At 71.8% G+C, this 18,949-nt stretch carries 14 protein-coding genes and 2 tRNA genes; 11 read left to right on the top strand and 5 right to left on the bottom strand.

The window, feature by feature from the left end; translation table 11 throughout:
- Positions 1 to 309: 309 nt before the first annotated feature.
- A complete protein-coding gene (locus tag SYYSPA8_RS04675) occupies positions 310 to 2,097 on the top strand; it encodes a putative bifunctional diguanylate cyclase/phosphodiesterase (protein ID WP_323445655.1) in 1,788 nt (595 codons plus the stop codon).
- A 209-nt stretch (positions 2,098 to 2,306) separates the two neighbouring features.
- Here the strand turns inward: SYYSPA8_RS04675 and SYYSPA8_RS04670 are convergent, their stop codons facing one another.
- Both SYYSPA8_RS04670 and SYYSPA8_RS04665 read right to left on the bottom strand, forming a co-directional pair.
- On the bottom strand, positions 2,307 to 4,013 hold the full coding sequence (locus SYYSPA8_RS04670; protein ID WP_323445654.1) for a glycosyl hydrolase family 18 protein: 1,707 nt from the start codon (positions 4,011 to 4,013) through the stop codon (positions 2,307 to 2,309).
- 388 nt (positions 4,014 to 4,401) lie between these two features.
- Complete coding sequence (locus SYYSPA8_RS04665; protein ID WP_323445653.1) at positions 4,402 to 5,124, bottom strand: aspartate racemase/maleate isomerase family protein; 723 nt, start codon at positions 5,122 to 5,124, stop codon at positions 4,402 to 4,404.
- Between the two features lie 181 nt (positions 5,125 to 5,305).
- Here SYYSPA8_RS04665 and SYYSPA8_RS04660 point away from each other — a divergent pair, with 181 nt between their 5' ends.
- From SYYSPA8_RS04660 to SYYSPA8_RS04625, 8 genes are all read left to right on the top strand, one after another.
- Positions 5,306 to 6,715 carry an amidase gene (locus SYYSPA8_RS04660; protein WP_323445652.1) on the top strand — a complete coding sequence of 470 codons (1,410 nt, stop codon included), beginning with the start codon at positions 5,306 to 5,308 and terminating at the stop codon, positions 6,713 to 6,715.
- A gap of 167 nt (positions 6,716 to 6,882) precedes the next feature.
- Positions 6,883 to 8,055, top strand: coding sequence for a helix-turn-helix transcriptional regulator (locus SYYSPA8_RS04655; RefSeq protein ID WP_323445651.1), 1,173 nt, complete (start codon positions 6,883 to 6,885; stop codon positions 8,053 to 8,055).
- Positions 8,056 to 8,926: 871 nt separating this feature from the next.
- On the top strand, positions 8,927 to 9,832 hold the full coding sequence (gene ehuB, locus SYYSPA8_RS04650) for an ectoine/hydroxyectoine ABC transporter substrate-binding protein EhuB (protein WP_323445650.1): 906 nt from the start codon (positions 8,927 to 8,929) through the stop codon (positions 9,830 to 9,832).
- Positions 9,829 to 10,560 (top strand): ectoine/hydroxyectoine ABC transporter permease subunit EhuC, encoded by a 732-nt coding sequence (gene ehuC, locus SYYSPA8_RS04645; protein WP_323445649.1) that lies wholly within the window; start codon positions 9,829 to 9,831, stop codon positions 10,558 to 10,560. Before ehuB ends, ehuC begins: the two co-directional genes overlap by 4 nt.
- A complete protein-coding gene (gene ehuD / locus SYYSPA8_RS04640; protein ID WP_323445648.1) occupies positions 10,557 to 11,207 on the top strand; it encodes an ectoine/hydroxyectoine ABC transporter permease subunit EhuD in 651 nt (216 codons plus the stop codon). The genes ehuC and ehuD overlap by 4 nt, the downstream gene beginning before the upstream one ends.
- 10 nt (positions 11,208 to 11,217) lie before the next feature.
- Positions 11,218 to 12,039: an ectoine/hydroxyectoine ABC transporter ATP-binding protein EhuA gene (ehuA, locus tag SYYSPA8_RS04635; protein WP_407705932.1), complete on the top strand. Its 822-nt coding sequence runs from the start codon at positions 11,218 to 11,220 to the stop codon at positions 12,037 to 12,039.
- Between the two features lie 209 nt (positions 12,040 to 12,248).
- On the top strand, positions 12,249 to 13,007 hold the full coding sequence (locus SYYSPA8_RS04630) for an IclR family transcriptional regulator (protein WP_323445647.1): 759 nt from the start codon (positions 12,249 to 12,251) through the stop codon (positions 13,005 to 13,007).
- Between the two features lie 154 nt (positions 13,008 to 13,161).
- Positions 13,162 to 13,235: transfer RNA gene (locus SYYSPA8_RS04625), tRNA-Lys, on the top strand.
- Between the two features lie 266 nt (positions 13,236 to 13,501).
- Here SYYSPA8_RS04625 and SYYSPA8_RS04620 read toward each other — a convergent pair.
- The gene (locus SYYSPA8_RS04620) at positions 13,502 to 14,092 is read right to left on the bottom strand and encodes a lytic polysaccharide monooxygenase auxiliary activity family 9 protein (RefSeq protein WP_323445646.1); all 591 of its coding nucleotides are present in this window, start codon (positions 14,090 to 14,092) and stop codon (positions 13,502 to 13,504) included.
- A 1,002-nt stretch (positions 14,093 to 15,094) separates the two neighbouring features.
- Between SYYSPA8_RS04620 and SYYSPA8_RS04615 the strand changes: the two genes are divergently transcribed.
- Complete coding sequence (locus tag SYYSPA8_RS04615) at positions 15,095 to 15,328, top strand: hypothetical protein (RefSeq protein ID WP_323445645.1); 234 nt, start codon at positions 15,095 to 15,097, stop codon at positions 15,326 to 15,328.
- A 63-nt stretch (positions 15,329 to 15,391) separates the two neighbouring features.
- Here the strand turns inward: SYYSPA8_RS04615 and SYYSPA8_RS04610 are convergent, their stop codons facing one another.
- Positions 15,392 to 16,576: an SPFH domain-containing protein gene (locus tag SYYSPA8_RS04610; RefSeq protein ID WP_323445644.1), complete on the bottom strand. Its 1,185-nt coding sequence runs from the start codon at positions 16,574 to 16,576 to the stop codon at positions 15,392 to 15,394.
- 140 nt (positions 16,577 to 16,716) lie between these two features.
- Positions 16,717 to 18,537, bottom strand: a complete 1,821-nt coding sequence (locus tag SYYSPA8_RS04605) for a peptidoglycan-binding protein (protein ID WP_323445643.1) — start codon at positions 18,535 to 18,537, stop codon at positions 16,717 to 16,719.
- Positions 18,538 to 18,716: 179 nt separating this feature from the next.
- Here SYYSPA8_RS04605 and SYYSPA8_RS04600 point away from each other — a divergent pair.
- A tRNA-Lys gene (locus SYYSPA8_RS04600) sits at positions 18,717 to 18,790 on the top strand.
- Positions 18,791 to 18,949: the final 159 nt, after the last annotated feature.

Below are 18,949 nucleotides of genomic sequence, written 5' to 3'. Positions count from 1 at the left end.
CGGTGCCCCAGTCGGGTGACCGATCCGGTGCCGTCCCCCGTTGTGCCGACACTCCGACGGGTCACGGAATGTCACATCCGTTCATCCTGGAAACGACCTCGGCAAAGACCCGTGCAGAAACGATCGGGCGGGGTCCCCGGACGGGCCGCACCCAAGTGGCGCAGCTGGAACGCCCCTGGGTCAGCCCCTATGATCGGCACACTTTCCCGACCTCTTTGCCCAAGTCCCCGACCCTTCGCGACCACATCTGTACGCCCCTGTACAAGCTGTACGCCCCTGTACGAGACCACTGCACTGCGGGAGTGAGCGGTGAGAGCAACCACCGATGGAGCAGGGCCCACGGACGCCGAGGCCCCCGGCGGGAGCCGGCGGCGGATAGCGGAGCGTGACGACCGCACCCCCGTGGAGCCGCGCGACTACCGGACCGCGTTCGCGTCGGCGCCCGCCGCTCTGGCCCTCCTCGACCGCGAGGGGCTCGTCGTCCTCGCCAATACGGCCTTCGCGGCGCTGATCGGCGGGGAACCGGAGGCCCTGCGCGCCCGCCCCGCCGCCGATCTCCTCGATCTGTCCTGCGACCGCCGCGCCTGGCACGCGTACCACGAGGTGCTGCACGGGCGGCGGTCCCGGTTCCGCTGCACCCGGCGGCTCAAGCACACCGACGGCAGCGTCCTGTGGGCGGAGGTGACCGTGGCCCCGCTGGCGGGGCGCCCCGGGGTGGTGCTCTCCGTCACCGACGTCGGGGAGCGGCGCGAGCTGCGGGCGCGGCTGCGCCATCTCCAGATGCACGACGCGGTGACCCTGCTGCCGAACCGGGCGCTGTTCTTTGAACGGCTGACGGCGGCGCTGGAGTCGTCGGCGTACGACCACGGGTCCACCGGCCGGATCGGGCTCTGCTATCTCGACCTGGACGGGTTCAAGGCCATCAACGACACCCTCGGCCACCGGGTCGGGGACCGGCTGCTGGCCGCCGTCGCCGGGCGGCTGACCGAGTGCACGGGCCCCGACGGGCATCTGGTGGCGCGGCTCGGCGGCGACGAGTTCGCCGTACTGGTGGAGGAGTCCACCGGGACCGAGCAGGTCACCTCGGTCGCGGCGACCGTGCTGGCGGCGCTCCAGCGGCCGTTCGACCTGGACGGGCAGCGATTGTCGGTGTCGGCGTCGATCGGGGTGGTGGAGCGGGCCGTCGCGGGCACGAGTGCCACGGGTCTGATGCAGGCCGCCGACACCACGCTCTACTGGGCCAAGGAGGACGGCAAGGCGCGCTGGACCCTCTTCGACCCGGAGCGCAACGCCCACCGGGTGACCCGGCAGGCGCTCGCCTCGACGCTGCGTCCGGCGGTGGAGCGCGGGGAGTTCGCGCTGGAGTACCAGCCGCTGGTGGGGCTCGCCGACGGGGTCACGCGGGGGGTCGAGGCGCTGGTGCGGTGGAACCACCCGGAGTTCGGCACCCTGACGCCGAATCGGTTCGTCGGCATCGCGGAGGAGGACGGTTCCATCGTCCAGCTGGGTCGCTGGGTGCTGCGGACGGCCTGCCGCCAGGCCCGGCAGTGGCAGCGGGACCACCCGGGTGCGCCGCCGCTGTTCGTGAGCGTCAATGTCGCCGTCCGGCAGGTCTGGGACTCGGACCTGGTGGCGGACGTGGCGGAGATCCTGGCCGAGACGGGGCTCGCGCCCCGGCTGCTGCAACTGGAGCTGACCGAGTCGGCGGTCATGGGGTCGGCGGGCCGGCCGCTCCAGGCGCTCCAGGCGCTCAGCGACATGGGGGTGCAGATCGCCATCGACGACTTCGGGACCGGCTATTCGAACCTGGCGTATCTGAGCAGGCTGCCGGTGTCGGTGCTGAAGCTGGACGGGTCGTTCGTGCGGGGCTTCCAGGACGAGGCGCACCCCAATCCGGCGGACGAGACGATCGTGGAGGCGATGGTGCAGCTGGCGCACCGGCTGGGGCTCACGGTGACGGCGGAGTGCGTGGAGACCTCGGGGCAGGCGGCCCGGCTGCGGCGGATCGGCTGCGACACCGGCCAGGGCTGGCTGTACTCGCGGGCGGTGCCGCCCGACCGGATCGGGGAGCTGATCAGCGCGCCGCTGTCGGCCTGAGGCACCACCGGATCCCGGGAATGGATACCGCCCCCGGGCGGAAGGGGTGGCTTCCGGCCGGGGGCGGCGGTGTGGGGGGTTTCACCGGCTCCCCGCCGGCCGTGTGGGGCCGGGCGGCGGGGGGCCGGTGCGCTGGGGTGGGGGGTTCAGGGGCGCCCGGCCGGGCCGGGCGCCTTCACGGGTTCCAGCGAACCCGGTGGATCAGGGGGTCAGCAGGCGCCCTGGTCGCGCCAGACACCCCACTGGCCCGTGGTGCCGGGCTCTTCGCCCTGCGTCCACCAGCCGGCCTTCCAGACACGGCCCTTGTGGGAGACGAGCGCGTTGGTGTTGTACGTGCCACCCGCCGTCCACGCCGCCGCGGTGCAGCCGGGGCCCGGGTTGGACGGCGACGGCGTCGGGTTGGGGTTGCTCGGCGTCGGGGTCGGGGTCGGCGTCGGCTGCGGGTTCGGGTCCACCGGGGAGGGGCCGACCGCCGCGACGATGTCGTTGAGCAGCGTGGTCTGCTCGTCCAGGCCGATCAGCGAGTACAGCATCGCGCCGCCGAGACCGCGCTGGTGGGCGTAGTCGGCACGGGCCTTGATCGACCGCTTGTCGAGGCCGGTGAAGAACTCGCCGTCCTTGTAGAAGTACGAGGCCTTGGCCTGGTCGTCCCAGAAGGTGGTCGCCGGGTTGTCGACGATGCCGCCGAGTTCCTTGTAGTTGGCGATGCCGGCCGCCTGGCTCAGCGGGCGCGGGGCGCTGCCGCCGTTCGCGGACTGACCCAGTCCGTTGGTGGTACCGGCCGGGACGTTCTTCCAGCCCCGGTAGTACATCTCGTAGCCGAGGGTGAGCTTCTTGGCCGGGAAGCCGCCCGCGATGCCGTAGGCGGGGCTGCCGTCGATCCACGCCTTGACGGCGTTGTCGATGGAGTACTTCTCGGTGCCCGGCGCGATCGGGTCGGTCGGGTCGGAGGCCGGGGAGTACAGCGGCGACTGGTGGTACGTCGGGCCCGCGGTCCGCCAGGATCCGTGCATGTCGTACGTCATGACGTTCGCGTAGTCGAGGTACGCGCCGACCTTGTCCGTCTCGATGTGCTTGATCTTGTCCTGGCCGGCCGGCATGGCGGCGGTCAGCAGGTACTTCTTGCCGCCGTTGGCCGCGCCGTACGCGTCGAGCTGCTTGCGGAACTCGGCGAGCAGCAGGGTGAAGTTGGCCTTGTCCTCGGGGCCGACGTGGTTGCCGAGGTGACCGCCGTTGGAGCCGGGGTACTCCCAGTCGATGTCGATGCCGTCGAAGATCCCGGCCGCGGAGCCGACACCGCCGTAGCCGTCGGCGACGGGCAGGTCACCCTTGAGGTACTGGTTGATACAGGAGGTGACGAGCTTCTTGCGGCTCGCGTCGGTCTTGGCGGCGTCGTGGAAGTACTTGGAGAACGTCCAGCCGCCCAGCGAGATGTTGATCTTCAGCTTGGGGTACTTGACCTTGAGCTTCTTGAACTGGTTGAAGACGCCCGCGATCGGCTGGTCCCAGCGGTCCGCGACGCCGTCGACGCTGGTCGCGGCGTTGAACGTGCGCTGGTAGTCGGCGTACGAGTCGCCCGCGCCGTCACCGGCGTTGGGGTTGTTGTCGTCACCCGCCGCCTTGTTCGCCTGGAAGCAGGTCAGATCGGTCGGGTGGATGTTCCCGAACGAGTAGTTGAGGATGTCCAGCTTCCCCGCGATGCCCCGGGTGTCCAGGTGCTTGGGGTAGAAGGCATTGCCGTACACGGACCACTGGTCGTAGTACGCGATCTTGACTCCGCCGGTGGTGGGGGCAGCGGCGGCGGTGTTCTGGGGGGACGTCGCGCTGGCCGTGCCGGTGGCGGCGAAGCCGGCCAGTCCGCCGGCGGCGAGCGCCGCCGTCGTCAGGGCCGCGATCAGGGGTCTGCGGGAGCTCACGAAACAGCCTCCGTGTGGGGGGAAACCGGGGCTCCTGGAACAGGAGTTGATGAGACAACAGATAGCGATTCAGCCATCACCCCGTCAATGGTCCCGACCAAACCAGGACTAGACCAATCGGAGCGAGAAACCGCTCGTCAACGGGGTGCGGACACCAGTAAGCCGCCTGTCGGCGGCGGTGACAAGCGGCTTAAGGAGCGGTTAAGGGTATGTTGAACAAGCCATAGGAACTGTTCACTCATAAACCACTCCGGATGCCTCGTCAGGGGGCATCCCGCTCCCCCGGGGCATCCGGACGGCCCTCGTGCGCCGGCCGCACGCCGAACGAACGTGAGGACAGCTCCGTTTGGTTCCCGCCCCCGGTGTTCCCAGCCGTGTCCGGTACGGCTCAGAGGCCCGGTTTGGCGAAGAGCGCGCCCAGATGGAAGGCCCACGCCCGGCGGTCCGCGAGCCGCAGCCCCTCCCAGACCGTGACCTGGCTCGCGGTGAGCACCGGCTTCGACAGCAGCTCCTCCAGCTCGTCCAGATGGGCCACCGTGTGCAGGGCCGTGTCCGGCAGCAGCAGCACCTCGGCGCGCGGATCGTCGGCGGCGCGCGCCAGCGCCACCACCTCGTCCCGGCCCCACTCGGCGGCCTCGTCCGGCGGCACCGGGGCGGCGCCGCCCGCCGACACCACGCCCACGCCCTCCGCCGCCAGGAACTCCACACACCGCCCCAGCAGCTCATCGGGCCAGGCCGCCGCCACCGCCGCCGACGTGGCCCCCAGCCGCCGCACCGAGTGCGCGAAGCCGAACGCGGTACTGGACGCGGGCAGCCCCGCCGCCACCGCCAGCTCCCGGATCTGCCGGTGCGCCCCCTCGGACCCGTACGCGAACCCGCCGGCGGCCGACACCCACACCACCGACTCGGCCCCCGCGAGCCGCAGCTGCTCCATGACCGCCGCCGACGGCTCCGGGGGGCCCGCCGACCGCAGCGCGTCCTCCCGGTGGGCCGCCTCGGCACGTTCCGTGTGGACGAGGGGCAGCCGGATGTCGCTGTCGAGCAGTACCTCCAGCCGGGGGAATTCGTCCTCGGCCAGGTGTCCGGGGTAGAGCAGTCCGACCGTGGTCATCGTCGGGTCCAGCCTTCCTGTCGGTGCGCGTCGTCCGGGCCCCGGGACGGAACCGGCCCGGGGTGTTCAGGTACCACGGCGGACCCCGCCCCAAGCGTCCTTGGCGCCGTACGTGCACGCCCGCCCGATCGCACCCGCCCGGGGGGAGGTGAGCCGCGCACCGGCTGGGTACGTCCCCCACATGACTGCTGACCGCACCGAGCTGACCGAACTGACCGCCTGTCAACTGCTCGCCGGATACCGCCGGGGCGACTTCTCCCCGGTCGAGGCGACCCGTGCGGTACTGGACCGGATCGAACGGATCCAGCCCCTGGTCAACGCGTTCGTCCGGGTCGACGCCGACGCCGCCCTGGACGCGGCCGCCGCCTCGGCCGCGCGCTGGCTCCGGCAGGAGCCGTGCGGCCCGCTCGACGGCGTCCCCGCCACCGTGAAGGACCTGCTGCTCCAGCGCGGGGTCCCGGCGCTGCGCGGCTCCCGGACCACCGGCGCCGGGGTGGCGGCGAGCGAGGACTCGCCCTCCGTGGGCCGGCTGCGGGACGCCGGCGCGGTCCTGATCGGCCGGACGACGACGCCGGAGTTCGGCTGGAAGGGGGTGACCGACTCGCCCCGGCACGGGGTGACCGGCAACCCGTACGACCACTCCCGCACGGCCGGCGGCTCCAGCGGGGGCAGCGCGGCGGCGGTCGCGTACGGCGCGGGCCCGCTCTCCCTGGGCACGGACGGCGGCGGTTCCATCCGTATCCCGGCCGCGTTCTGCGGGATCTTCGGCCTGAAGCCGACCTACGGCCGGGTCCCCCTCTACCCGCCGAGCGCCTTCGGCACCCTCTCGCACGTGGGACCCATGACCCGCGACGCGGCCGACGCGGCCCTCCTCCTCGACGTGATCAGCGGCGCCGACTGGCGGGACTGGTCGCACCTCGGCCCCGCCGACGCGGTCACCGACCGGCTCGGGGAGGGCGTGCGCGGGCTGCGGATCGCCTACTCCCCCTCCTTCGGCGGCCAGGTGGCCGTCGCCCCGGCGGTGGCGGCGGCGGTACGGAAGGCGGTGGGCGCGCTCGCCTCCCTCGGCGCCTACGTGGAGGAGGCCGACCCCGACTTCGCCGACCCGGTGGAGTCCTTCCACACCCTGTGGTCGGCGGGCGCCGCCCGGCTGGTCCAGCCACTGGGGCCCGCGCAGCGCAAGGAGCTGGACCCGGGCCTGCGCGAGCTGGCGGCGACCGGGGCGCGATTCAGCGCGGTGGAGTACCTGGCGGCGGTCGACGTCCGCATGGAGCTGGGCCGCCGGATGGGCCGCTTCCACACCGCGTACGACCTGCTGGTCACCCCGACCCTGCCGATCACCGCGTTCGAGGCGGGAGCGCAGGCACCCCTCAGCTCCCGGCACCGGCGGTGGGCGGGCTGGACCCCGTTCACCTATCCGTTCAACATGACACAGCAGCCCGCCGCGAGCGTGCCCTGCGGTCTCGACGCGGACGGCCTGCCCATCGGGGTGCAACTGGTTGCGGCCCGGCACGCGGACGCGCTGGTCCTGCGGGCGGCGCACGCACTGTACGCGTCGGGAACGGCGACCCTGCCCGCGCCGCCGCTCTGAGCGGTTCGGATACGGCCCGGGGCGCCGCGATCCCGCGCCCCGGCCCACCGGGTCGATCACGGGAATTCACCGGGCGCGTACGACGGTCGAACAATTGATCAATGGGGCCCGACTCCCCTACGGGCGACGCGAGTTGCCGCACCGGCCGATGAGCGTACTCTCTTACCATGAGCAATGCCACGGGCAGGAAACTCAAGGAAGTCCGCAAGCGCCGGGGGCTCAGCCAAAAGGAACTGGCGAGTGCGTCGGACGTGTCACTCTCCTTGATCAGAAAGCTTGAGCAGGGCGATTACGGGGTTCCCCGCCTCGAATCCATGAGAAAGCTGGCGGTGGCCCTCGGTGTGCCCACCATGCGGCTGGTGGACGCCGACGAGGAGGAAGCTCCGACGGATACGCCGGCGGTGCAGTGGGACTCCGTCAGGGCCGCGCTGGAGAATCCCGCCGGGGTCGCCGGACCGGACGACGACGGTCCGACGCTTGCAGGTGTTTGGAGTGCACTCCAGGGCGCGACTCCGCTTTACGACAGGGATCAGTACGCGGAACTCGCCCGGGTACTTCCCTCTCTGCTGCGGGACTCCGAGGCACTCGGCACCGACGGGCGGCCCGTCCGCACGCGCGTTCTCCGGCTCGCCGGAGCCCTCATGATCCAGACCAATCAGTACCATGCGGCGGACATCGCACTGACTCGATCCATCGAGGAGGCGGACGATCAGCAGGAGGCCGCCGCAGCGGTCAACAGCCAGTGCTGGCTCCTCCTGCGCCAGGGCAAGCTGGACAGCGCTTTGCAGCTGGCGACCGGATGGGCCGACGCAACGGAACCACGCATTTCCCGCGCCAAACCCTCGGAGCTGAGCACCTGGGGGTTGCTGTGCCTGCGCGTATCGGCAAGCGCGGTGCGAAACAACCAGAAGGAAACAGCCACCGACGCGCTGAAATTTGCCAAAGCCGCTGCCAGCGCACTCGGGCGCGAGTACGCGTCCAAAGCGGACTCCTTGCGCACCTTCGGCCCGACAACGGTCCATCTCATGCGCACGGAGAATTACGGCATCATGGACTCCCCGGACATGGTCCTCCGGCTCGCCGAGCGAACACCGCTCTACCCGCTGCGACCGAACGGCAGAAATCAAAACCGCCATCTACTGGACATCGCCCATGCCCATACGAAGAAGGGTGATTTCGCAGAGGCTTTCACCAAGTTGGAACAGGTCAGGGCCACAAATCCGGACTGGCTCTCCCACCAGCGATACGCCCGGGACGTTCTCACTCTGGTACTGAACGGGCGCAGGATCCTGACACCGGAAATGCGCGCCATGGCGGATTTCCTCAGCATTCCTCTCTAGCGACTCCCTCGCCCGATGGCACTCCTGGGCGACACTCCGGAGGAGTGCCATCGACCCGAAGCGCCCACTCTCCGTAACGTCTCCGTCACCAGAGCAACACCGTGCTCAGCCAATACCCCCACACGGAGGTTGGCCTTGCGTCAGCCACCCAGCGGTCCATCGGAGTTGAACCCACTCGACTTCGGCCCCTGCGACTGCCCCAACCCGGATTGCCCGCTGAAAGCCAATCGAACGCCCTCCGCGCTGGAACGCCTCCGCGCGAGAATCCGGGCGGACATCGAGAGACGTCAGCGATTCGGCACTTGGGGCCGTGACGGATTCTGAAAGGCACCACCCGTGAAACGAAAGCATCCACGCGCTGCGGCCTGGCTTCCGTGGTCCTGCCTTCTCGCACTCTCCTGTGTCTCATCCCTCGGCCTGCTCGGTGTGGGCATAGCCGAACAACTCTGAAGCCGCCGTGCGCCCGGGGTGCGACCACGCCTCCGCATCCGGGCGCACGGCTCCCAGGGGCCCCGGTCGCACCCCCCGCACGCGTCCGGGGCCCCGCACCCTCTTTTCCCCCCGGCGGGGGTACCGGCCGGCTCCGCTGGCTGCGTGGGCGGGGGTGCAGGGTCGCCCCCGCAGGGGATCGGCGGAGGCCGACCCGCACTCAACCTCGTGAGTACGCTCGCCGACCCCGAGGAGGTGAGCCCGGAGGCCCCGCCAACCCGCACCACCACCCGGGCCGGGTCGACCCGCACAAAAACCAGCCCCTGGGGGTCCCCCCGGACGAAGTCTGGGGGAGATTGAGGACGGACCCGCACCCCACCCCGGGTGCACAGACGAACAACCCGCACGCATACCCCCAGGCACAACGGGTAGCCGCGCCGCCATGGCCCGACCACGGAAGAGAACAGACCCCCGCCGGCGCACCCTGCTCACCGCCGCCCTCGGCGCAACCGCCGCCCTCGGCGCAACCGCCGCCACCGGATGCACCCGGGTGTCCACGGCCAATGACGGCGACGGCGGCAGCCTCCTCGCGCGGCTCCGGGCGAACGGCACCGTACGGCTCGGGCTCGCCGGTGAGCAGCCCTACAGCTACATCGGCAAGGACGGCCGGATGACCGGCTACGCGCCCGCCATCGCCCGCCGGATCTTCCCCGAGCTGGGGGTGGACGAGGTGGAGCCCTTCCCCACCGAGTTCGGCTCGCTGATCGCCGGGTTGAACTCGCTCCAGTTCGACGTCGTCGCCGCCGGGATGTACATCACGCCCGCCCGCTGCGACCAGGTGATCTTCGCCGACCCCGAGTACCGCATGCGGGACGCCTTCATCGTGCCGAAGGGCAATCCGCGCGGTCTGCGCTCCTACGAGGATGTCGCGAAGTCCGGGGCGCGGCTGGCGACCGGCGTGGGTTACGCGCAGATCGGCCACGCGGAGGAGGCGGGCGTACAGCGCATCCGTACGCTGCCCGACCAGCTCGCCGGGCTGCTCGCGGTGGAGCAGGGGCGGGCCGACGCCTTCGCGGGCACCGCCGTCGCCGTGCGGAACGTGATCCGGGAGTCGAACACGGAACGGGTCGAGGCCACCGACGAGATCACGCCGTATCTGGACGGCGAACCGGCTCCCGGTGTGGGCGCGTTCGCGTTCCGGACCCCCGAGACGACTCTGCGCGACGCCTTCAACCGCGAGCTGCGCAAGCTGCGGCGGAGCGGTGAACTGCTTCAGATCATGCGGCCCTTCGGCTTCACGGAGGACGAGATGACCACCATGACCGCGAAGGAGAAGTGCCGCTCGTGAGCGAGATCAGCCCGGGGCTCTGGCGGCTCCTCGCGGAGGGCCTGTGGGTCACCGTCCAGCTGACCGTCGGCGGGGCGGCGCTCGGTGTGGTGGTCGCGCTGGTCGTCGGCGTGGCCAGGACCCACCGCAGGTGGCCCGTCCGGTTCGTCGCGGGGACCTACTTCGAGGTCTTCCGGGGCACGTCCGCGCTGATCCTGATGTTCTGGATCTTCTTTGTGCTGCCGCTGGCGTTCGGCTGGCAGCTGGTGCCGATGTGGGCGGCGGTGCTGTCGCTGGGGCTCAGCTACGGCGCGTACGGCTCCGAGGTGGTCCGGGGCGCGATCGCCGCCGTCGCCGAGGGGCAGCGGGAGGCGGGCGTCGCGCTCGGCTTCTCCCCCGCGCAGCGGCTGTGGCGGATCCTGCTGCCGCAGGCGTGGCCGGAGATGATCCGCCCCGCCAACAATCTGCTGATCGAGCTGCTCAAGGGCACCTCGCTGGTCTCGGTCATGGGGGTGTCCGACATCGCGTTCGGGGCTTCGCTGGTGCGCAACGCCACCGGGCAGAGCGCGCCCGTCTACACGGTGATCCTGGTGGCGTACTTCGTGCTCGCCTTCGCCGTCACCCGGGGCATGCGGGCGCTGGAGCGGCGGGCCCGCAGCGGCCCCCGGCCCCGGCCGGCGCGGCGGGAACGATCCGGCACCCCCGCCGACGGCGGCACGGCGGCCCTGGCCGGGGGTGGGCGCCGATGACCTGGGACTGGTCGGCCGTCGACGCCTTCATGCCCCGTTTCTGGGACGGCCTGTGGGTCACCCTCCAGGCCCTGGTCCTGGGCGCGCTGCTCGCCTTCGCACTCGGCCTCGTCTGGGCGGTGGCGCAGCGTTCGGGCCCCGCCGTGGTGCGCTGGCCGGTGACGGCGGTGACGGAGTTCGTCCGCAACACCCCGCTGCTGGTGCAGTTGTTCTTCCTCTACTACGTGCTGCCGGAGTGGGGGCTTACGCTCTCCGCGACGGCCACCGGGATCATCGGTCTCGGGCTGCACTATTCGACGTACACCGCCGAGGTCTACCGGGCGGGCATCGACGGCGTCCCCGTGGGGCAGTGGGAGGCGGCGACCGCGCTGAATCTGCCCCGCCACCGGACGTGGACGTCGGTGATCCTGCCGCAGGCGCTGCGCCGGGTCGCCCCGGCGCTCGGGAATTACGTCATCGCCATGCTGAAGGACACGCCGATGCTGTTTGTCATCGGAGTGATGGAAATGCTGGGCGCGGCGCGGCAGTTCTCGTCCGAGACGTTTCTGACGGTCGAAGCCTTCACGGTGGTCGGCGTCGCCTTCATTCTCCTGTCCTATCCGGCTTCTCTTCTTCTGCGCGTACTGGAGCGTCGTTTTGCCCGCTGACACCGCACCCATCCTCCCCGCCGACGCCTCCGCCACCGGCACTCCTGAAGCCGGAGCCGGCGCCGGCTCCGGGGAGCTGATCCGTTTCGAGGGGGTCACCAAGCGGTTCGGCGGCACCACCGTCCTGGACTCCCTCGATCTGACCGTGCTGCCGAACAGACATGTGACGCTGATCGGGCCGTCCGGCTCGGGCAAGACCACGATCCTGCGGCTGCTGATGACGCTCGTACGGCCGGACGAGGGCACCATCCGGGTCGGCGGCGAGTATCTGACCCACGAGGAGCGCGGCGGCCGGCTCGTCCCCGCCGGGGAGCGGCATCTGCGGGAGGTGCGGAAGAACATCGGCATGGTCTTCCAGCACTTCCATCTCTTCCCGCACATGAGCGTCGAGCGGAACCTCACGGAGGCGCCGGTGCGGGTGCTCGGGCTCTCCCGGGACGAGGCGCGGGAGCGCGCCCGGGAGCTGCTGGAGCTGGTGGGGCTCGGGGAGCGCGCGGACGCCCGCCCGGGGCAGCTCTCCGGCGGCCAGCAGCAGCGGGTGGCGATCGCCCGCGCGCTGGCGATGCGCCCGAAGGTGCTGCTGCTGGACGAGGTGACGTCGGCGCTCGACCCGGAGCTGGTGGCCGGGGTCCTGGAGCTGCTGACGGACATCGCCCGCTCCACCGATGTCACGCTCGTCAGCGTCACCCACGAGATGGGCTTCGCCCGGGACATCTCCGACTGCGTGATGATGTTCGACCAGGGCCGGGTGATCGAATACGGCCCTCCGGACAAGATCTTCGGCGCGCCGGAGCGGGAACGCACCCGCGAGTTCCTGAGCGCGGTCCTGTGAACGGAACCGGCGCCCGGGGCACTTCGCCACAGAACGGTGCCCGGGGCAAGGACCGGCACACCGAGTACGGGACCGAGTACCGGACCGAGTACCGGTCGGCAAAAGGGTGGTGCCGGTTATTCTCGCCAACAGTCGCCCATTCGGTCGCCCCTGGCCGCTATCGTGATACGGATGCTGCTGTGCGGTGACCGACCTGCTAGGGGGAGACCGTGGCGCTGAAGCCGGAGCCGACCGCGCCGTTCCACTCGGTGCAGTACGTCCTGCGCGTACTGGAGACGGTCTCACGGCACACCGGCGGGTGCACGGACGCCCAGATCGCCCGCGAGACCGGGCTGCCCACGGGGCATCTGGCCCCGCTGCTCGCGATGCTGCTGCGCGAGGGCTATGTGGAGCGGGTGTCGGACGGCGCGTATGTGATCGGTGACTCGCTGGTACTGCTGGGCTCCGGCGCGAGCAGACAGCAGGCCCTGGAGGCCAAGCTCCAGGACACCCTGGCGGAGATCCGGGACTCGGTGGGCGCGGCGGTCTATCTCAGCCGCTATGTGGACGGCGAGGTGCGGATCACGCAGTACGCGGACAGCCCGCACGCGCCCAAGGTCAACGAGTACGTGGACTTCCGCTCGGCGGCGCACGCGAGCGCGCTGGGCAAGTGCCTGCTGACCCAGCTCGACCGGAACGGACGGCGGGACCATCTGGCCCGGCACCGGATCACCCGTTTCACATCGCGGACGATCACCAGCGAGAAGCTGCTCTTCTCCAAGCTGGACAGCCAGCCGCCGACGGTCCCGGTCCTGGATCTCCAGGAGTACGCGGTGGGGACGGTCTGCGCCGCCGTGCCGCTGACGGCGGGGTCGGCGGTGGGGTGCCTGGCGCTCTCCCTGCCGATCGAGCACGCGCACCGGCTGCGCTCGGCAGCGGACAAGCTGAACCGCAAGGCGGCGCCGGTGGTGCTGTCACTCGCGCTCTAAGCGACTGCCCCGAATCATCCCCGCACACCCTCTGAGCTGCGGTTTCTTCATGTGCGGCGCTGCTTCCCGGGGTGTCTGCGGTGGGGCGGGTGGGGGCTCTGGGGCCCGCTGGTCGCAAGCACGCTTCGGGACCAGGTAGTATTTACCCCGTCAAGCGCCGCTAGCTCAGTTGGTTAGAGCAGCTGACTCTTAATCAGCGGGTCCGGGGTTCGAGTCCCTGGCGGCGCACTTCTTGGCCTCTGAGCGTTCTGGATCTTCCAGGGCGCTCAGAGTCGTTTCCGGGGTCCGCATCCGGTCCCGGTCCCGGTCCCGGCTCCCGGCCCAGACCCCGGCAGACGGGCGCGGCACGGGAAAACCCCGTACGCATCGCGCACGGGGTGGGTCACGTTCACCCGGGGGCCACCGGGTGGGGGCTGAGGACCCGGCTCCGGTCCCTCAGCCCCCTGCGGTGAACATCCCCCTGGCGCCGGCGGTGGGGTCGCCGGCGTCCCGGATCAGAACTTGACGTCGGAGCAGGCGTAGAACGCGTTCGGGGTGTCGTGGACGGTCCAGACAGCCAGGATCACGTGCTTGCCGGACCGGTTCGGCAGGTTGCCGGAGTGCGACAGGGTCGCCGGGGGCTGCTGACCGTTGAAGGGCACGGTCAGGAAGGGCTGCGACTCCAGGGCCGAACGGGTCAGCTTCTGGTTCGGGTTCCAGCCCTGCTTGGTGATGTAGTACTTGAAGTCGGTGGTGCGGTGCCGGGCGGTGAAGCGCCAGGTGAAGGTCTGGTTCTGGCCGGCCGAGACGGAGGTGGCGGGCCAGTTGCCGCCCCGCGGGTCGTCGAGCTGGGAGAACTGTCCGTTGCCGCCGGCGCAGAGGGTGCCGTCGGAGGGGCCCTGGGCCGGGAAGCCCTTGGGGCCCTCGACGCTCTGCGGCTCCCACTGGATGTTGCCACAGCCGGTCACTGCGCCGTTGGCACAGACCTTCTGACGGCTGGGCAGCGGGGAGTCGGTGTAGCCGTGGCTGCTGGCGCTGCCGGTGGCGACGACGGTGGCACCGGTAACGAGCAGGCCGAGGGTGGCGGCGGTGAACTTCTTGCGCATGCTTCGCTCCAGAAAACGTGGGGGAGTTCAGTGAGCCGTGCTGCACGTACGTGTGGGGGTAACGCGAAGTGACAGAGAAGGACGCCGACCGCGGCGCCTCTTCAGGTCTAGACCAAGCACCAATGTAAGGACGGACGTTCACCATGTCCAGACCAATCGGCAACCTGCCGTTGGGCCGTTCGGCCCTTCCCCTTCACACGGACGTCAATCCTCCAGATTGCCGCGGAACGCCGTTGACCAGAGCGCGAGGCGGACTCGGCGCAGGTCCAAGGGGTCGGTGAGCACGCCTCCACTTCCGCTCCGGCGGGCCATCACGCGCTCTCCGGGCCGGCATCCGGGGCCACTTCGGCGCCGCTGCGGACCCGCCACAGCGGGGCGTTTTGACCGGTTCCGGAACCGGCCGGAACAGATCCGGATCAGGTTTCCGGGTCACAGGGGGCCACTTTGACGAAGGCGTGGCGAAACTTTGGCGGGGCCTTGGCGGCGGTTTGCCGGTTCTTTGGCAGCTCTTTGGCGAAGCCCGGCGAAGGGCCCTCCGGACAGTGGGCGGGGCCGACAGCGGGCGGACCGGACAGTGGGCGGACCGGACATCCCGCCGTGATGCACGCCCGGATGCCGTCGACCCCACCCGGGCCCACCCGGGCCCACCCCCGGCGGCGGAACCACCGATCCGCAGCTCCCCGCCGCCGTCCTCGATCTGACTGGAATCCCCCCCTTATCGGGCGGTGAGAACGGGCCCTCCCGACACGGCGAACCCGGCCGGCGGCGGCCTGTGCCCTCCGGGCCGCCGCCGGGCCATCGCCTCCCCATTCCCGGCGGCTGCCGCATACCGGCTGATGAGAGCCGAGAAGAAATGATTCGTTGTCTACTGGTGTAGACCTCTTGTGCCCCTTCTGTACCCCCGCTACGTTTCTCCTTGCCCGTCCGGATCATGTCAAGGGCGGGTCTGCACAGCTCCTGTTATTTCGTCATGTCTCTTACTTGACAGAGGAGTTCAGCCCTATGAGAAAGAGCCTCGCGGTCTTCGCGGCCACGGCCGCCACCGCCGCCGCCCTCACCCTCGGCACGGCGTCCACCGCCACCGCCGCCCCCGGCTTCTGGCAGCACAGTCACCACGTGGGCCAGGCCGCCTGCACCGCCAAGGCCGCGGAGCTGCGGCCCCTGTACGGCGCCCTCCACCTCTGCAAGCCGTCCCCCTTCTGGCCCGACGTCTACGAGCTGTGGTTCCGCTACTGATACCGCCACCCCCCGCACACCGCAGCCCCCGTCGATCCGGCGGGGGCTGCGGTACCCGGCGGGTCAGTCCTCACCCGTCCCGGAACGGCTCGCGTAGAACGCCACCGTCAAGTCCTTGACCAGCGCCTTGCGTTCATAGTCGTCCAGCTCCACCAGACCGCGCGCGGTCAGCCGGGTCACCGTGTCGTCCACCGCGTCCACCACCGACGTCAGCACCGACTCCCGGTGCCGGGCGTCGATCGCCGCGATCCGGCGCCGCTGCATCGCCGCCGCCACCTCCGGCGCGTACTCGATCGCCACCGGCTGCGCCGAGAAGACCTCGATCCCCACCGGCGCGCACTCCGCCGCCAGCGCCCGGGTCAGCGCGCCGCCCACCGCCTCGGCGTCCCGCAGCGTCGCCTCGCACTCCCGGCCCGGGCCCGCGCCCAGACCCGGGGCGTCGACCGGCAGCTGGGAGAGCACCCGCGCCATCACCGACTCCACCTGCTCGCTCAGATAGTCCTCGTGGTCCTCGATCCCGAGCACCGCCCGCGCGGTGTCCCGCACCCGCCACACCACCAGGACGACCACCCGCAGCGCCGTCCCGTCCGCGTCCACGGCGGGCATCGGCTCGCTGCGCCAGTGCCGCAGCCGCACATCGACCCGGCGGCGCAGCAGCAGCGGGTTGACCCAGAAGAGACCCGGGCGCCGCACACTCCCCCGGTACTCGCCGAAGAGGGTGAGCACCCAGGCATGGCCGGTCCCGCCGCGCCCGATGCCGCCGAAGGCGAAGAGCGCGCTGAGTACCCCCAGGGTCACCAGGCACCACAGCCCCAGGCCCAGACCCTGGTACGGGTACGAGGCCAGGCCGAGCGGCCGGGTCACCATCCCCGGGAGCGCGCCCGCGCCCCACAGCACCGTGCCGACGCCCGCGAGCGCCGAGACCCCGGCGACCGCGCCGGTCCAGCCGGGCAGCGCCGCCCCCGCCGGGCGCTCGGTCAGCCCGGGGTCGGCGGCCGGGGCCGGGCGGGGCGGCGGCGGCACGGCGGCCGGGCGCACCGGCAGCCGACCGCCGCCGATCCGGGGCTGCTCCCCGGTGCCCCGGCGGCGGGCGACGACGGCGGGGCGGAGCGCCAGGGGCGGGGAGTCGTTGTCGCGGAAGAGCAGATGCACCGGGATCTCGGTGGTGGCCTCCTGGGCGATCACCGGGGTGTGCCGGGAGGTGTCCGGCGGCACGCCGCCCTCGGGCTCCGATGTCGTCGTGTTCATCACCGCTCCGTCTCCGCTGCTCGTTCCCTGTTCCCCGGCCCGCCGCCGGTGGTGTCCCGTTCCTGTCCGCCCCTGAAGCCGCCTTCGCCGTACCCGCCGGTCCGTACCCGCCGGTCCGTACCCGCCGGTCCGTACGGTGGTCAGCGGATGCCCGGCCCGTCCGCCGGGCGTCCGCTCCGGGCGGTGGGGGCGGGGGCCGTGCCGCCGGGCGCGCTCCCGGTCGTACCGGCGGCCGTGCTCTCGGTCGTGCTCTCGGTCGTGCTCTTGGTCGTCGCGCCGGGCTCCGGGAAGAGCAGGCGCCAGGTCTCGGGGCCCGGATAGCCGTCGGCCTCCGCCCCGCGCCAGCCCTGGGCGCGCTGGAAGGCCGCCACATTGCGCCGGTCCGCCTCGCTCCAGCGGGGCGAGGGGCCGGAGGTGTAGTACCGCCCGTAACCGAGCTGCCGCAGCCGCTCGCCGAGCCGGGTGACGGACGGGCTGACCGCGCCGGGCCGGAAGTGCTCGGCCCCGGGGTAGCCGGCGTACGGGCCGGTGGTGCCGGAGCCGCTTTCCGGCCGGGGCGCCGGGCCCGCGTCGCCGGTGCGACCCGTCCGGCCGGGGGCGCCGGGGGTGCCGGGAAGGCCGCCGGTCAGGCCGGTGAGATCCGGGAGCGCGGGCAGTGCCGGGACGCCCGGGAGGGTCTGCGGCCGGCCGGGGAGCGCGGTGCCCGCCGGGATGTTCCGGCCCTGGCCGGTCACCAGCCGCCGCCAGGTCTCGGCGCCGGGCATGCCGTCGGCCTCCTTGCCCCGCCACCCCTGGGCCCGCTGGAACGCGGCCGTGGCCCTGCGGTCGGCGTCCCCCCAGCGCGGCCCGGGGCCGGTCGCGTAGAAGCGTTCGCCCCCGCGCCGCACCAGCATCCGGCCCAGCTCGGTGACGTACTCGTTCACCGCGCCGGGACCGAACACCGACGGGCCCGGGAACAGCGCGGCCGACTCCGGGCCCGCGGCCCCGGTGACCCCGTCGACCAGCCCGACATAGCGGTACGCGAGATAGCGGTCGGAGTTGTTCCAGTACGCCATCGGGGTGCTCTGCCGCCGGGTGTACGGCTTGGCCTGCTCGTAGGCGAGATAGCGGGTGCGGGCCCGGTCGGCCCAGCCGCCGAAGATCGTCACATGGGAGCCGGTGGTGGGGTTGTCCGGATTGTGGAAGAGGAGCATGTCGCCGGGTTCCAGGTCCTCCCGCTCGATCCGGATGCCGTAGCGGGCGAGGCTCCCGGTCCACTCGTTGCCGGGGAGGTTCCAGGCCATGGAGACATAGCCCGAGCAGTCCTGGCGGTAGCCGTCGTTCCAGTACCGCTGGGTGCTGTAGGGGACCTTCGCGGTGATCCAGGCGCGGGCGCGTTCGATGATCTCCGCCCGGGTGATCGGGCCGCCGGGGACCGGCACCACCGGGACGGCGGGCAGGGCGGGCAGGGCAGGCAGGGCGGCCGAAAGACCTTCCGGCGTGTCGATCCCGGGCAGGCCCTTCAGGCTCTCCGGCCCGGCCGTGGCCGCCGTACCCGCCGTGCTCGCCGCACCTGTCGAACCCGCCGCACCGGTGGTCCCGGCCGCCGGGCCCGCCGGGCGCCGCCGCGCGGACCCGGACGGTGCCGCGGCGGGTACGGAACCGGCCGGCGCGGCGGCGGGCGGCAGCGGGGGGCCGCCGTGCAGGGGCGCGGTCCCGCCCTGCCCCGGCCCGGCTCCGGCCGGGTCCGCGCCCGGGGCCGGTGGCGGTTGCGGGGGCGGCGCCCCCGGCCCGGCGAACGCGGACGACGCCGGTCCGCCGCCGCCCAGCACCACGCCCGCGGCCGTGAACACCACCAGGGCCCGCCGGCACCCCTGGGCCGAGGGATGCCCCCCGGCCGCCAGGGACCGGCGCCGCCCGACGCATCCCGGACAGTCGCAGTCGGCCGCTGGCTCGTACTCTTCGAACACCGGCGCCGCCATGGCTCTCCCCTCCGCACCTCTCCACGGGGCCCTCGCTGGGCACCCCGACACGGTCGTCACTGCCTTCCGGCCCCATTTTGGGGGACCAAAGGGACAAAACGACCATCCGACAGGCCGTGTACGGTCGGATAATGGTCAGGACCACTCCTCCCGGTCCGGTAGAGTTGTCCCGTCAGCAGGCGCCGCTAGCTCAGTTGGTTAGAGCAGCTGACTCTTAATCAGCGGGTCCGGGGTTCGAGTCCCTGGCGGCGCACGCGCAGCGAAGGCCCCCTCGTCATCGATGAGGGGGCCTTCGCCATGTCCACGCAAACCGACCGCGCGCCGCAGCTCAGAGGCGCCCGGGGGCAGGCGGCGACCGGGGCCGCCAGGGGAGGGGTCCCTTTTACGGTGCGATCCCGGAACAGGCATCATG

Source organism: Streptomyces yaizuensis, from assembly GCF_034961445.1.
Lineage (GTDB): Bacteria > Actinomycetota > Actinomycetes > Streptomycetales > Streptomycetaceae > Streptomyces > Streptomyces yaizuensis.
This window is presented reverse-complemented; position numbering and strand designations above follow the sequence as displayed.